8 protein-coding genes are annotated in these 14,858 nt (G+C 75.6%); all 8 read left to right on the top strand.

Annotation, left to right across the window (positions count from 1 at the left end; genetic code table 11):
• The first annotated feature begins 292 nt into the window (after positions 1-292).
• Positions 293-3,016: a phage tail protein gene (locus IE209_RS32975; RefSeq protein ID WP_189691093.1), complete on the top strand. Its 2,724-nt coding sequence runs from the start codon at positions 293-295 to the stop codon at positions 3,014-3,016.
• Between the two features lie 22 nt (positions 3,017-3,038).
• Positions 3,039-3,353 (top strand): hypothetical protein, encoded by a 315-nt coding sequence (locus IE209_RS32970; protein WP_189691092.1) that lies wholly within the window; start codon positions 3,039-3,041, stop codon positions 3,351-3,353.
• Between the two features lie 48 nt (positions 3,354-3,401).
• The gene (locus IE209_RS32965) at positions 3,402-3,764 is read left to right on the top strand and encodes a hypothetical protein (protein WP_189691091.1); all 363 of its coding nucleotides are present in this window, start codon (positions 3,402-3,404) and stop codon (positions 3,762-3,764) included.
• Entirely contained in the window at positions 3,761-4,681 is a 921-nt protein-coding gene (locus IE209_RS32960; RefSeq protein ID WP_189691090.1) for a hypothetical protein, read from the top strand. The genes IE209_RS32965 and IE209_RS32960 overlap by 4 nt, the downstream gene beginning before the upstream one ends.
• Positions 4,682-4,866: 185 nt before the next feature.
• A complete protein-coding gene (locus tag IE209_RS32955; protein ID WP_189691089.1) occupies positions 4,867-6,819 on the top strand; it encodes a hypothetical protein in 1,953 nt (650 codons plus the stop codon).
• Positions 6,816-12,023 carry a hypothetical protein gene (locus tag IE209_RS32950; protein WP_189691088.1) on the top strand — a complete coding sequence of 1,736 codons (5,208 nt, stop codon included), beginning with the start codon at positions 6,816-6,818 and terminating at the stop codon, positions 12,021-12,023. The genes IE209_RS32955 and IE209_RS32950 overlap by 4 nt, the downstream gene beginning before the upstream one ends.
• Before the next feature lie 726 nt (positions 12,024-12,749).
• Complete coding sequence (locus tag IE209_RS32945) at positions 12,750-14,168, top strand: hypothetical protein (RefSeq protein ID WP_189691087.1); 1,419 nt, start codon at positions 12,750-12,752, stop codon at positions 14,166-14,168.
• Positions 14,165-14,858: hypothetical protein (locus IE209_RS32940; protein ID WP_229883177.1), on the top strand; the 694-nt coding region annotated here is incomplete at its 3' end. The genes IE209_RS32945 and IE209_RS32940, both read left to right, overlap by 4 nt.

Below are 14,858 nucleotides of genomic sequence, written 5' to 3'. Positions count from 1 at the left end.
TCACTTTCTTTCGTTTCGCCGAAAGAAAGTAACCAAAGAAAGGGCGACCCCGGTGCCCCCGTCCCTCCGCTTCGCTCCGGGCAACCTGCGGTGCTCGCGGCCTGGGCGCATTGCACAACTCGCACCGTTCGCTTCGCTCACTCAGCTCGAACAAGTGCAATGAGTCAGATGTTGAAGCGCGAGGTTCCCCGCGCCGCCCAGGCCACTGCGCTCCTCGGCGTGGGCACAGGGGCCCCAACACCATCCGGGCCATCGCTGCGCTCGGCCACGCGTTCGAGGTCGGAGCACTGACATGGACGCCAACGGCCAACGCTTCTGGCTGCTCGGGGAGGCCTCCCACTTCCCCTCCCATGCCCACACGGCCTGGGACCCCGACTGCCGCCGTCTGCGCCTGGCCTCCGAACGCACGCTCACGCCCGCACTGCCCCCGGCCGCCGCCTTCAACGCCGCGCAGGAGGCGCTGGAGCGCGTGCCGCGCGCCATCGACACGCTGGAATGCGTGGCGCGCTGGGATGCCGACAGCAGCGCCGTCCGCGTGCGCAGCGTGCTGCCCGACGAGGCGGTGCTGATCACGCTGGACGCCACCCCCAGCGACCTGTGCAACGGCGCCGACGGCGTGCTCTACGTGCTGCTGCCGGGTGCCGTGCTGCTGCACGACCTGCGCGGCCGCTGGGCCGATGCGCGCGTGTCCCTCGCCGGTTTCTTGCCCTGGCGCGCCGCGCCTGCGGCGGACGGCGGCATCTGGCTCATGGAGCGCGGCACGGGCCGGCTCGCACGCCTGACGGGCCGGCCGCGCCGCACCGAGACGCCCCAGCCCGACGACTACGACCCGCGCGTGTTCCGTCCCAGCCCCGAAAACGCGTGCGCGCCGCAGATGCGCCTGCTGGCCGGCGCACCCGGCGACGGCAGCGAGAACGCCGTGGCGCTGGCCAGCGGGCCCGACGGCGCGCTCGCGCTGCTGAGCTGGGCAACCGACGGCGCGCCGCGCCTGCGCTGTTGGCGCGCCGACGCGCAGCACTGGGATCTCCCCCACGCCCCCCAGGGCGCGGCCTACGCCTACGCGCTGGCCTGGCTGGCGCCCGACCGCATCGCCCTGCGCGTGCCGGGCCGCCGCGATGCGCCGGCCTGGCAGCTGGCCGCCACGCCGGGCCCGCTGGCGCCGCTGGGCGAGGTCTACCCGCTCGCCGCCGACGCGCTCGAAGCCCCGTTCTGCAACGGCCCCGTGCAGCCGCCCTGCTACCCGGCGGGCCCGGCCGGCGCCGAGCCGCTGCACGCCCTGTCACTGCACCGCTTCGCGCCCCAGGGCGAGGCGCGCCACTACGCCGACAGCGCCACCGGCCTGGTGGCGCGGCCCATCGACAGCGGCGACACCACCACGGTCTGGCACCGGTTGTTCGCCGAAGCCGTGCTGCCGGCGCGCACCGGCTTCGTCGCCTGGCTGGCCGCGACCGACGACGCCGCACCGCCGGCCGACGACGATCTCCTCGCCTGGCACGCCCACGGGTTCGGCAGCGTGGCGCAGGCCGGTCCGCAACTGCCGCAGGCCGTCTGGGAGCCCGTGCCCAGCGAGCTGCCGCACCACCCGGGCCTGCTGGGTGGCGCGCAGGAGACGGGGCGCGCAGGCCTGTTCTCGGTGCTGGTGCAGAACAGCCGCCAGCGCGTGCGCACCCTGACCGGCCGCTACCTCTGGTTGCGCCTGGTGCTGCAGGGCGACGGCCATGCCACGCCCGAGATCGCCGCGCTGCGCGTGTATGGCAGCCGCTTCTCCTACGTGGACCAGTACCTGCCGCGCCTGTACCGCGAATCGCAGTTCGGCGGCGCCGCCACGCAGCCCGGCGAGCGGCTCGCATCCATCGATCCTGCATTCAGCGTGGCGCTGGACGCCGCCGACACCGGCGATGCCGCACTGCGCGCGCGCCTCTTGCTGGAACAGGTCGCGCTGGGGGGCGCCGCCCGCATCGCGGTGGAGCGCGCCGGCCAGGCCTGGCTGCTGCAGGACGGCGCGAGCGCGTGGCGGCTGCGCCGCGAGGACGCTGCCATCGCCATCTACCGCCCGCGCGCCACGCCGGCCGACTTCAGCGCGCGCCTGCTGGCCAACTTCGAGGGCGTGCTCACGCGGCTGGAAGACCGCGTGGCCCAGGCCCATCTGCTCAGCGACCCGGCCCTGGCCGACGGCGACCGGCTGGACTGGCTGGCCGGCTGGATCGGCGTGGCCTTCGACCCCGCGCTGCCAGCCGCGCGCCGGCGCGACTGGCTGCGCGGCGCACCCGACCTGGCGCGCTGGCACGGCACGCGGCGCGGCCTGCAGCTGGCGCTGGACATCGCCACCGGCGGCGCCGTGCGCGGCGGCGAGGTGCTGGTGGTGGAGGACTTCCGGCTGCGCCGCATCCTGGCCGCGCTGCTGGGCGTGGACCTGGCCGACGAACACGATCCGCTGCTGCCCGGCCTGCAGGTCAGCGGCAACTCCGTCGTGGGCGACACGCTGTTCGTCGGCGAACAGGCGCGCGCCGAGCTGGCCGCGCTGTTCAACGCGGGCCAGCTCGGCGCGGCCGGCGAGGCGGCCGCGCTGGCCTTCGATGCCGAACTCGCGCACCGCGCCACCGTGCTCGTGCACCAGAGCGTGGACCCGCAGGACCTGGGCCTGGTCCGCCGCATCGCGCAGCTGGAGGCGCCGGCCCATGTGGAGCTGCGCGTGGCCCAGGCCAGCTGGCCGCTGCTGGTCGGCATCGCCAGCCTGGTCGGCGTGGACACCTACCTCGGCCCGCCGCGGCTGCCGCGCCCGGTGCAGGTCGGGGCGAGCGGCCTGGGCCTGGGCGACGTGCTCGTCAGCGCCGCCGTGCTGGACCCGCGCCTGGCCGGCGCGCCCGCCACGTCCGTGCCCCAGGCCGATGCCGGGCCGCCGCAGCGCGTGCAGCCCGGCGCCAGCTTCGTGCTGGACGGCAGCGGCTCGCAGGCCGCGCCGGGCCGGCACCTGACCGAATACCGCTGGCGGTGGCTGCCCACCGCCGATTCCTGAACCCCAACCCAAGGAGCCCACCATGGCCGAATTCACGCCCGGCGTCGAGATTTCCACCGAGACGCCGACCATCGAGGTCACCGTCGGACCCAACAACCCCCTGCCGATCGGGCGCCAGACCTTCCGGCTGGTCGTCGTGGACGACGCGGGCAACGCGTCCCAGCCCGACCAGGTGGTGATCATCGTGGCCGACCAGGACGCGCCCACGGCCGTGATCCGCGGGCCACGCATCGCCGCCTTCGGCAAGAGCTTCGAGCTCGACGGCTCGGCCTCCTTCGACGCCGGGGGCGGCAAGGTCGTCAAGTACGTCTGGACCTACATGGGCCCGGTGACGTGAGAACACCCCGTTTGAATGTCTCACTGCGTGTAGACATCCGGAGCTGACATGGCCCAGTTCGCCGTCGGCCAGGCCATCACCACGGAGAAAGCCGGCGTCACCGTCGACGCCGGGCTGGCCGTGGGCAGCCACCGCTTCAGCCTCGTGGTGCTGGACAGCGCCGGGCTGCGCAGCCGGGTGGCCGACGAACTGGTGGTGCAGGTCCAGCGCCTGGTGGTGCCCGACCGGCCGATCCCGGTCGATCCGGTGCGACCCATCCCGACACCAGTCCCGACCCCGATCGACCCGGTCGGCCCCGTGGTCACCCCGGTCGTGACGCCGGTCGTCACCCCCGTCCATCCCCCCGTCGTGGCCCCGGTCCGCCCGGTCGTCACGCCCGTGCGGACCCCCAAACCGAGGAGACCGCGATGAGCATCCTGGCCCCGGACACCGATCCGCTGCTGGCCCGGCCCAACGCCGACCGGCTGGCCTACGCCACCGGCATGCTGCTGGACGCGCAGGACTTCAGCGACGAGCAGACCTACCACCGCGGCCGGCTGGCGCGCGCGCTGGCCTTTCTGGCCGGCCCCGGCACGCTGGCCGGGCTGCGCGTGGAGCATGTGCCCGGCAGCGCCGAGCAGGTCGAGGAGATCCGCGTGCAGCCCGGCCTGGCGGTGGACCGGCTCGGCCGCCTGATCGAGCTGCCGCGCCCGGCCTGCCTGCGCCTGCCGCGCTGGTACGCGGCCCTGGCCGCCGTCGGCGCAGGCAGCGCGGCGGCCCAGGCCAGCTACGACGCGCTGGCCGGCTTCGTCTCGCCGCGCTTCACCGAGGCCGGCACCGCCCTGCCCGCGCGCGCGCTGGTGGCCGACGTGTTCCTGCGCTTCGTGGCCTGCCCGCGCGGGCTCACGCCCAGCTTCGCACAGGGGCCGTTCGACGCGCTGAATGCGGTCTCCACGGCGCGGCTGCGCGATGCCTACGAGTTGCAGCTGATCGCCCGCCCCGGCCTGGACGACGGCTACGACGGCCTGCCGCTGCCGCCCGGCGGCGCCGCGCTGGGCGACGCCACCGCCACGCCCGGCGCGCGCCGCGACGCGCTGCAGGACGCCGTGCTGCTGGGCTGGTCCGCCAGTGGCCATGCCGGTGGCACGGACGAGGACGGCGGCCTGGAACCCGCCCCCGAGCACCCGGCCGAACTGGCCGACCACAGCGCCGTGTTCCTGGCCCGCGTGCTGCTGCCCGTGGACGGCGCCACGCCACCGGCCCGCACGGCCGACACGCCCCTGGTCGACAACTGGGGCCGCCGTTTCCTGCCCCCCGCTGCGCTGTTCGCGCAGTGGGCCGGTTCATGACCATGAACACCCCCAGTCTGAGCGCTGCGCGCTCCGCCAACCCCCTCGAGGGGGCGCCGCCAGCGGCCTGGCAGAGCCAGTTCCGCGGCGTCTGCTGGCATGGCCTGCTCCGCGGCCGTCTGCACCGCGGACACGCAAGCGTCCTTGGGACGATGCAACAGATCTACGCATAGGAGGAACAAGCCATGGCCATCCCCCTGACCCAGGGCGCCGCCCGCGAACGCATCGACCCGGCCGAGGCGCCCGCACTGCGCCAGCGCGGCGTGCTCGTGGAAGACGCGCGGCGCGAGCGCCCGCGCTACTTCGACGGCCGCTTCCTCGCGGCGCGCGACCTCGTGCGCGACCAGCAGTACTTCCTCACGCGCGAGGCCGACCTGGGCCGCGCCGCCGGCAGCGGCGTGGCCCATGGCCTGCAGGTGGACCGCGGCGCCACGCCGCAAAGCATCGCCATCGCGGCCGGCGACGGCATCACGGGCGCCGGCGAGCTGGTGCTGCTGCCACGCGCGCTCGACCTGAACCTGGCCGACATCCCGCTCGCGGAGCAGCTGTCGGCGCGCTTCGGCCTGTCGCGCCAGCCGGCCGCGCCGCTGCGCAGCCGCACCGGGCTGTTCGTGCTGGGCCTGCGGCCCGTGGAGTTCACGGCCAATCCCATCGGTGCCTACCCGACCACGCTGACCGGCGCGCGCACGGTGGAAGACGGCGACGTCGTCGAGGCCACGGCCGTGGTGCTGATCCCCTGGCAGGACGACGGTGCGGCCGATGCGCTGGACGCGCGCCGCGGCACGGCCGCGCGCCGCATCTTCACGCAGCCCGAGGCGCCGGGCTGGTCGGCCAACGTGCTGCCCGTGGCCATGCTGGCGCTGCAGTCCAACAGCCTGGTCTGGATCGACGAGGCCCTGGTGCGGCGCGAGCTCGGCGCCGACCGCGGCGACCTGCCCGGCCTGGGCTTGGTGCCGCGCGGCCTGCGCCTGGCCCACCTGCTGCAGTACCAGACCCACCTGGCCGACGTGGTGGCGCAGCTGGGCGGCCGCAACTTTCCGGCCGCCACGCAGTTCCCGGCACTGCCGCCGGCCGGGCCGCTGCCGCCCGGCGTGATCGACACGCGCGACTTCACGCAGCGCTACTTCCCGTCCGAGGTCGACGTGGACTTCTCCATCGTCCCCGACGACGAACTGCCGGCCCTGGTCGAGGAGGCGCTGGCCCTGCCGCCGATCGACCTCCTGGCCAGCGAGGCCGCGCTGGACCTCACGGCCGTGCTGATCCTCGCGCCCGTGCCGCGCGCCGAGTTCCGCGCCGTGCGCGCGCGGCTCACGGCCGTCACGCGCGCGCTGCGCCCCGCCGCGCCCAACCTGATCGCGCAGCGCAAGCCGCTGGAGATCCTCACGCGGCTGCGGCTGCCGCAGCCGCTGGTGCCGGTGGACGTGGCCAACCCCTCCGATGCGGAATGGGCGCGCCTGGCCCAGCTGCCCGAACTGTGGTTCGTGCGCCGGCGCAACCTGGCCTACCGCGACGACCTGGTCGGCAGGCCCGTGGCCGTGGCCGGCGGCGACGATGTGCCGGTCGAGCGCGGCGTGCTGGCGCGCGTGGACGCGCTGGGCCTCAAACCCGCGCTGGACCGCGTGCTGGCCGCCTCCAGCACGCGCGCCGCGGCCAACGTGGTGGCGCTGCTGGCCACGCCGCGCGTGGCGGCCTCGCCCACGCTGACCGCCGCCGCACTGGGCGCGCTGAACGCCAAGGTCGAGGGCGCGCCGCAGATCGACCAGGCCCGCGTGCTGCGCGTGGGCGCCGAGCTCGCGGACGGAGCCGGTAGCGGTCTGGAGAAGCTCGAACGCGCGACCGGCAGCGAAGCCGTCACGCGCACCGCGTTGACCAGCCTCGCCAGCAACGACCAGTGGCGCAAGCTGGACAACGCCGCCCGGAGCGCCGACAGCACCCGGCTGGCCCAGCTCGGCCAGCGGCTCACGCGCGTGCCCGGCGGCGCAGCGCCCGCGCAGCCGCTGGCCGATGCGCCGGCCGACGCGCCCGTGGCCGCACCGGCGCCCGCGCCACGCAAGACCGCCGTCAAGAAGACGCCGGCCAGGAAGACCCGGGCCAGGACCACCACCAAGCCAGCGACCAAGCCAGGAGGTGCACCGTGAGCACCACGACGATCCGCGGCGCGCTGGCCGGCGAGCGCGTCATCGGCCTGTCGCCGGCCAGCGCCACCGAGGCGGCCAGCGACTGGCGCCGGCGGCCCCACGTGTTCCCCGGCCGCGCGCTGACGGCCGGCGCGCTCACGCAGTGGCAGGCCTGGCAGGCCGGCCACCTCGCGCTGCGCGGGCAGGACTGGACCGCCGGCGTGGTGGACGGGCTGGAGCTCTCGGTCCGGCTGCTGGCCGATGCCGCCGGCTTCGAAGCCGTCGAACTCGAGGTCGGCCGCGGCCTGGCCCTGGCCACAAGCGGCGAAGACCTGGTGCTGCAGCAGCCGCTGCGCTGCCGGCTGGCCGACGTGCCCGTGGTCGCGCCGGCCGGCTTCTTCGAGGACGGCAGCGGTGTCGGCCCGGGCACCGAAGGCGCCCCGCCCACCTTGCGCGCGCGCCGCATCGGCGCCGCGCTGGGCGCGCTCGGCGTGCCCGACGAGAACGGCGTGCCGACGCGCCCCGCCGTGCCGGCCGCGCTGCCGCCCATCGGCGTGCTGGTACTGCAGCCGGTCATGGCCGACCGCGCCAGCCTGGACCCCATGGACCCCTGCGAACGCAGCGCCTGCGACGAAGGCACGTACGGCGATGCCGCCGCCTTCGAGGACTGGCGCATGGCCGACGGCGCGCGCCTGCTCTGGTACGTCTGGCCCGGCGAATGGCGCGGCGTGCCGGCCGTGCCCGACGTGCAGCTGCGCAACGCACTGGCCTGGACCGTGTTCCAGGCCGAGGAGGCCCTGCCCGCGGGCCAGGTGCTGCCCTGGGAGGCCTGGGGCCAGCCGCTGGCCCTGGTGGCGCTGGACGCGGCCACGCGCGCGCCGCTCTGGCTGGACCGGGCCAGCGTGGTGCGGCGCGGCGGCCAGGCGCGCGACGCGCGGCTGGTGGCCCTGGGTGGTCGCCTGCAGGCCGACAGCCGCCGGCCCGCGCTCTGGCAGGCCCGCATCGAGCAGTTGGCCGAGCAGGTGGCCGCCGCCGGTGAGCCCGCGCCTGCGCCTGGCCAGCTCAACGACGCCTTCGGCCGCTTCCTGCCGCCCGTGGGCCTGCTGCCGCGCAATGCCTTCGACGCGGCCGGGCCGCGCAGCGCCTTCTTCCCGGTCGGCTTCGACATCGACGCCGTGCCGATCCCGGTCGAGCAGCTGGACCTGGCGGTGCGCGCCAGCGCCGCGCTGGCGCCGCTGTCGGTCGGCGCGCCCGAGAGCGTGCGCCTCATGGTGCCGGTGCCGCTGGCGTCCTGGGAGCCGGGACTGCTGCAGCGCGCACTGATCGACCCGCTGTTCCAGCAGACGCTGGACGAGCATCTGCTGCGCCGCGCCCGCACGCTGGGCCTGCGCCAGGGGCTGCGCCAGCAAGCCGCCATGCTGGAGCATGCGCTGTCGGGCAAGGTGCAGACCGTGCCCTCGTTCCGGGACGACCCGCTGGCGGTCGAGACCGAATCGCTCGCGCCCTGGGGCGAGCCGCCGCCCGGCGGCGGCCACCGCAGCGCGCTGCGTGCCGGCCTGCACCAGCACTTCTTCGACGGCGCGGCGCCGCCCTTCACGGTGCAGGCCACCGAGTCGCTGTTCTGCTGGGTCTGCCTGGACCCGGACCACCCGCCGCGCCAGCTCATGCTGCGCTGGCACGGCCCGAACGGCTGGGAGCACCGCGCCTACTGGGGCGAGAACCTGATCCCCGGCGGCACCGACGGCACGGCCGCGCGGCTGCGTGTGGGCCCGCTGCCCACGGCCGGCCAGTGGACCATGCTGGCGGTGGCGGCCAGCGCACTGGGCCTGGCCGGCCAGAACGTGGACGGCATGGCCTTCGCGCTGCACGACGGCCGCGCCGCCTTCGGCCTGACCGGCGCGCGCACGGCCGAGGTCTGGCGCAAGTGGTTCTGCAACTTCCTGCCGACCGGCGCCCGCGTGCAGGGCGATGAGCCCTGGGACCTGCTCAGCGCCAACGACCTGTGGGCCCCGTTCGAGCCGCAGCGCGGCGTCGAGCCCAGCCTGCCCGATCTGCAGGCCGAAGGTGGCGACGGCGGCGGCATCTTCGACCCCGGCACGCCCGGCACGGGCCAGGCCCCGCGGCGCCTGGCGGTGCCCAACAGCGGCTTCAGCCTGGTCTACCCGCCGGCCACGGGCTGGCGCGGCCACAGCGTGGTCCAGAGCGCCGTCACCAACGGCCAGGGCGGCCTGGCCAGCATCACGGTCGGCGCAGGCGACGGCATCGGCTGCTGGATCTACCTGGACGAGCTGAACCCGCCGCGTTCCTTGTGGGCCGGCCTCATGCTGCTGGACCTGCGCTCGGACGTGCCGGCCGCTTCGCGCGTGCAGTACGTGTTCGGCTACTGGGGCGAGAACCGCCAGGCCGAGCTGCTGCGCACCATGCCGGCGCTGGAGACATTGAACGCGCGCACGCGGCGCGTCGGCGCGCTGCCGCGCTCGGGCAGCTGGGTCGAGCTGGCCCTGCGCATGCCCGTCGCCGCCGACGTGCCAGCCGGCGCCACGCGCTATGCCGTGGTCGGCGTGGTGCTGACGGCCTACCAGGGCCAGTTCGCGGTCAGCGACCTGCTGCACCGGCCGCCGGCCACGCAGGCGCAGCCCACGCCGGCGGCCACGCTGCTGTGGCCCACCGCCGTCAGCGCCGACCCGCGCCCCACCACCACGCCGCCGTACACGCCCTTTCTGGCGCCGGCGCCGATCCCGCAGCACAACCTGGGCGTGCTGACGCCCACGCCGTCCTCGCGCATCGGCACCGTGAGCGTCACCGCCGAACTCGTCGGCGACCCGCTGCTGCTGCGCCTGTCGGGCCACGAGCAGTCGCAGCTGCCGCTGCGCGGGCTGCAGGGCTTCATCGACTACCTGCGCCAGCGCATCGACCGGGCCGACGACATCACCGACTTCGGCTTCGCCCACATGCAGGTGGACATGCACCGCATCCGCCAGCTGACCATGAGCGCGACCGATGCCGGCCGGCTCGCGATCTCGCCCACGCTGGCGGCACTGGCCAAGTCCGACAGCGCGATCGAGGTGCAGAAGGAGATCGGTGCCTACATCGACCGCGTGCGCCAGACCGCCCAGGCCGCCACCGCACCGCCACCGCCACCGCCACCGCCGCCCCCACCACCGCCGGCACCGGCGCCCAGCCCCCTGCCGCAACGCCCCGGCGGGCGCAGCCTGGGCACCGCCATCGGCAGCACCGGCAGCATCTCGGCCGTGCGCATCGGCACCGTCACCGGCGCCAGCATCGGCAGCGTGCAGAGCGCGGCCCTGACCGGCACGCTGGCCGCCAGCCTGGCGGCCGCGCGCCCCGGCCAGGTGGCGCAGCGGGCCCAGCTGCTGGGCAGCACCACCGACCTGTCGATGCGCGCCGGCGTGGCGGCCAACCGTTTCGCCGAAGGCGTGCTGATCCAGCGGCCCACGGCGCCGCCCAGGATCGTCTACGCCAACCCCATCGTCGGCCTGTCGGAGATCCGCACCACGGCGCTGGCCGAGCGGCTGCGCAACCCGCCTTCGCCCGAGGCGCGCAACTATGCGCTGTCCAACCGCGCGCGCACCGTCACCTCGCTGCTGAACCTGCTGGAGGCCTTCGCGGCCGAGGACAGCGGCGAGGTGCCCGCGCTGCTGCAGGACTTCCAGGTGCCTGGTCTGGCGGGCGACCCCTTCCTGGCCGGCCTGCCGGCCGGCACGCTGCAGCGCCCGCTGGCCGACTTCCGCGGCAACGCCGCGCTGCAGGAGGCGCTGGCCCGCCCGCCCAGCGGCAGCGACAACGCGCTCGACGAGGCCACGCTGTTCACCCAGGCCGTGAGCCTGTCGGACAGCACCATCGCCATGCTGCGCCGTCTGGAGGCGCGGCTGACCATCTACCGCGACGCGCTGACGCGCTGCGAGACCGCGCTGGAGACCTTGCGCCAGCAGATCGGGCAGTTGGGCGCGCGCCAGGCCGAGGTGGCCAGCGCGCTGGCTGAGGCGCGCCACGACGTCAGCGTCACGCGCGCACTGCTGGCCGAAGAGACCGAGCGCATCGCCGCGATCAATGCACGGCGCGCCAAGGTGCTGGCCGAGGAGGTCAAGTTCATCGCCTACGTGCGCCCGCGCGAGACCGACAACCTGCTGGCCACGCCCACCCATGCGATCGACCCCGGCCTCGTCGAGGCCCCCGTGCCGGCCTGCCTGCGCGCCCATCCCGAGCCGCCCGAGGAGCTGCTGGACATGCTGCGCGTGGTGCGCGAGGCGCCCGCGCCCTGGTTCGTGCGGGTGCCGCCGCTGCTGCAGCGGCTGGACAAGGTCGACCACCTCGTGCGGCTGCTCGACGGTGCCCAGCTGCGCGCGCTGGCCGGCCTGGCGCAGCCGCGTCTGGCCACCCAGGTGGTGGCCGGCGCCAGCCGGCTGGCCAGCGGCATCGCCCAGCTGGCCGCGCGCCAGACCGAGGCGCTGGCGCCGCGCGTGGCCACGCTGCAGACCATGAACCTCGGCCTGCTGGGCAGCCTCAGCTGGCAGGGCGTGCGTGACCAGGCCGCCCAGGTGGTGAGCTTCGGCGACCTGGCCGAGGGCGGCCACGGCCGCGCCGACGTGGCGCGCGCGGCGGCCGACGAACTCGACCGCATCCGCGGCGTGGCGGCCTGCCTGCATGCCGAGTTCAGCGGCGTGCTGCCGGCGATCCGGCTGCAGTGGGCCGAGCTGCTGTCCGAGTTCGACGCCGCGCCCAACCTGCGCAACCTGGCCAACCTGCCGCGCTGGGCCGAGATCCCCTCCCTGGACCGGCGCCAGATGCAGGCCTATGTCGACTGGCTGTTCGCCCAGATCGAACCCGGCCAGCCGCAGGCCGTGGCCCTGGTCAACGACGTGGTGCGCATGTGCCTGCTGCTGGCCAGCCACGCGCCGGTGGACCGCATCGTGCAGGGCCGCATGGCCCGCCCCACGCCGGGCGTGCGCCCCGGCGTGCGCATTCCGCTCACGGTGCTGGACGCCGCGCCGCTGCGCGTGGGCATGGCCGCACTGCTGTACCGGGCCGACCAGCTGGTCGCGCGCGCCACCGTGGAGGACCTGGGCCAGGGCGAGGTCATGGCACGTGTGGTGCACACCGCGCAGACCCGGGTGGACCTGGGCGACGATGTGCGCGTGCACTTCGACATGGCCGCCACCGTGAGCCTGGCGGCCACGGCGGCGCGGCGCACGCTGTTCCGGTGAAATGAAAGCCGCCACCGCCCCCCCCGGCCGAGCAACGCGATGGCCCGAGCGCGAGGCCGAGCGCAGCGATGGCCCGAATCGGACTTTCCCCTGTGCCCCTGCCGAGGAGCGCAGCGCCATGGGCTGCGCAAGGGCACCTTGCGCTTCGTCATCTGACTCATTGCGCTTGTTCGAGCTGAGTGAACGCAGTGAACGGTGCGAGTTGCGCAATGCAGCCCATGGCGTGAGCACCGCAGGTTGCCCGGAGCGCAGCGGAGGGACAGGGGCACCGGGGTCGCCTTCTCTTTGCTTACTTTCTCTTGGCGAAGCAAGAGAAAGTGAGTCGGGGTGTGGGGGAGAAGCCCCCACCTCCTCACCTCGATCCACCGTAGTGTCATTTGCGGGCACCAGAGGCCGGGATGTGCGCCCGGCAGCGCAGTCACTTTCTTTCGTTTCGCCGAAAGAAAGTAACCAAAGAAAGGGCGACCCCGGTCCCCACGTCCCTCCGCTTCGCTCCGGGCAACCTGCGGTGCTCGCGGCCTGGGCGCATTGCACAACTCGCACCGTTCGCTGCGCTCACTCAGCTCGGATAAGTGCAATGAGTCAGATGACAAAGCGCGAGGTTCCCCGCGCCGCCCAGGCCACTGCGCTCCTCGGCGTGGGCACAGGGGCCCCGGGGAGCGGGAACCGATTCGGGCCATCGCTGCGCTCGGCCTCGAACCTTCCCGCCGCTGAGGCTTGAGCACCATGCCCGCTGCCCAGCGCACCGTCCGCCACCTGCGCCTGAAAGCCCCCCACGCCGAGCAGGCGCGCCGCCTGCTGCCCGTGCTGGAGGACGCACTGCGCTGCGCCAGCCTGGGCGATGGCGAAGGCACGCGCCTGCTCGTGCTGCGCCGGCTCGCACTGGGGCCGATCGCCGCCGGCATCTCGGCCCAGGCCTTGTCGCGCCTGATCGAGCAGCGCAGCGCCGAGGCCGCGCGCCACTGGGTGGCGGCCGAACACGCCGACGCCGACACGGCCGACTGTGTCGCCTTCGGTGGCCGGCTCGACGCGCGCGTGCGCCTGGCCCTGCGCCTGCTGCGCGGCCAGCCCTGCGGCGCCTGGTACTGGCCGCTGGCCGTGCCCGAGTACAGCGCGCAGGCCGACGCCGCGGCCACGCTGCGCGCGATCGCCTGGACCATCGCGCGCTGGCCCGAGGCGCCCAGCGCGCTGCCGGCCTGGCTGGCCGCCGCCGTGCAGGCAGGCCAGGCGTCGGCGCTCGCGCGTGCCATCGGGCCGGCGTTGGGGCCGGCGCTGCTGCTGCAGGCCGGCCTGGGTCCGGTGTCCGTGCCGCCCCCGGCCGCAGCCCCCGCCGACACAGCGCGGAGCCTGTCCGTTCCGGAGCCGGCGACGGGGGCCCAGGCTGCGCACGCATCCGGTGCGCACCTGCCGCTGCCGCCATGGCTGCAGCACGCGCTGCGGCTGGCCCCTCCCCCATGGCTGCCACCGGCTCCCGGGCTGCCGCCGACGGCCGCCCTGCGGTCCCGCGTCCATGCCCCGGCACCCCACGCCGCAGCGGCACGGCCCGCAGCGGCCGAGACGCCGGCGCAGCCACGGCGCCAGCGGCCCGCCCCGCCGCGGCTGCGCCGGCAGCCATCCCATCCAGCGCAGCAGGCCCCGGCCCCTCCAGCCGACACCGCGCCCGCCCACCGCGCCCCCCTGCCCCTGGCCCAGCCTGTCTGGCTGGAGCCCACCGCCTGCGGCGGCCTGCTGTTCCTGCTGCCCGTGCTGCAGCACCTGCAATGGCCGCAGTGGCTGGACGGCCAGCCCGCAGGCGCCGGTCCGCGCTGCACCGCCATGCTGCTGTACCTGGCGCTGCACCGCCTGGCCGCGCCGCCGGACGACCCGCTGTGGCAGTTGGCCCTGCCGCCGGACCAGGATCTGCACGCCGCGCTGGCCGGCTGGCTGGCCGACGCACGCCGATGGCTGCAGCGCGCCGGCCGCCTGGGCCTGGTCACGCTGGCACGCCGTCCGGCCCGGGTGGCGCTGACGCCCACCCACGTGGACCTGTTCTTCCGGCTCGACCAGGGCGATCTGCGGCTGCGCCGCCTGGGCCTGGACCTGGACCCGGGCTGGCTGCCCTGGCTGGGCCGCGTGGTCGGCTTCCACTACGGGGACACGCCGTGAACGCACCCGGCACCCACCGCCACCTGCTGGCGCCTGCGACCCCGCCGCTGGCCGAGACCGCCCTGCTGCAGCTGGCTCCCGCCACGGCCGACCCCGATGCGGCGCCCGAGGCCCAGTGGCTGGCCGGCCTGCACGCGCGCTGGCCGCTGGCCGGCGACCTGGCCACGGCGCTGCAGCAATGGCAGGACCGCCCGCCCGCCGGCGACCAGGCCCTGCACCGGCTGGCCCAGGCCTTCGCGCTGACCGACGTGGAGCGCCTGGCCCTGGCGCTGGCCCTGGCCGTGGACACCGACCCGCTGGCCGCGCGCGCGGTCGGCTGGCTGCAGGCGCCGCTGCGCGAACTGCGGCCCACGGCCGGCCTGGTGGCTGCGCTGCATGCCGGGCCGGGCGGCGACGCCGGCACCAGCCTGGCCCGGCTGCTGGACGGCGCGGCGCTGCGCCACCAGCTGCTGCGCCTGGTCGAGGCGCCTGAGCGCACGCTGCCCGACACCGCCCTGGCCCTGCCCATGCCCGTGGTGCTGGCGGCGCGCGGCGCGCGCGGCCACTGGCCCGGCGTCACGCTGGAGGAGCCCGGTGCCGCGCTGCCGCCCAGCCTGCAGCGCGAAGCCGAGCGCCAGGCCGGCCAGCTCAGCTCCGGCGCCGGCGCCCTGGTGCTGCGCAGCGCCCACCCGGCCGAGGCCCGGCGCGCCG

The organism is Pseudorhodoferax aquiterrae (assembly GCF_014652235.1).
GTDB lineage: Bacteria > Pseudomonadota > Gammaproteobacteria > Burkholderiales > Burkholderiaceae_C > Pseudorhodoferax > Pseudorhodoferax aquiterrae.
The sequence above is the reverse complement of the archived record's forward strand: the minus strand, read 5'-3'. Positions and strand labels throughout refer to the sequence as shown.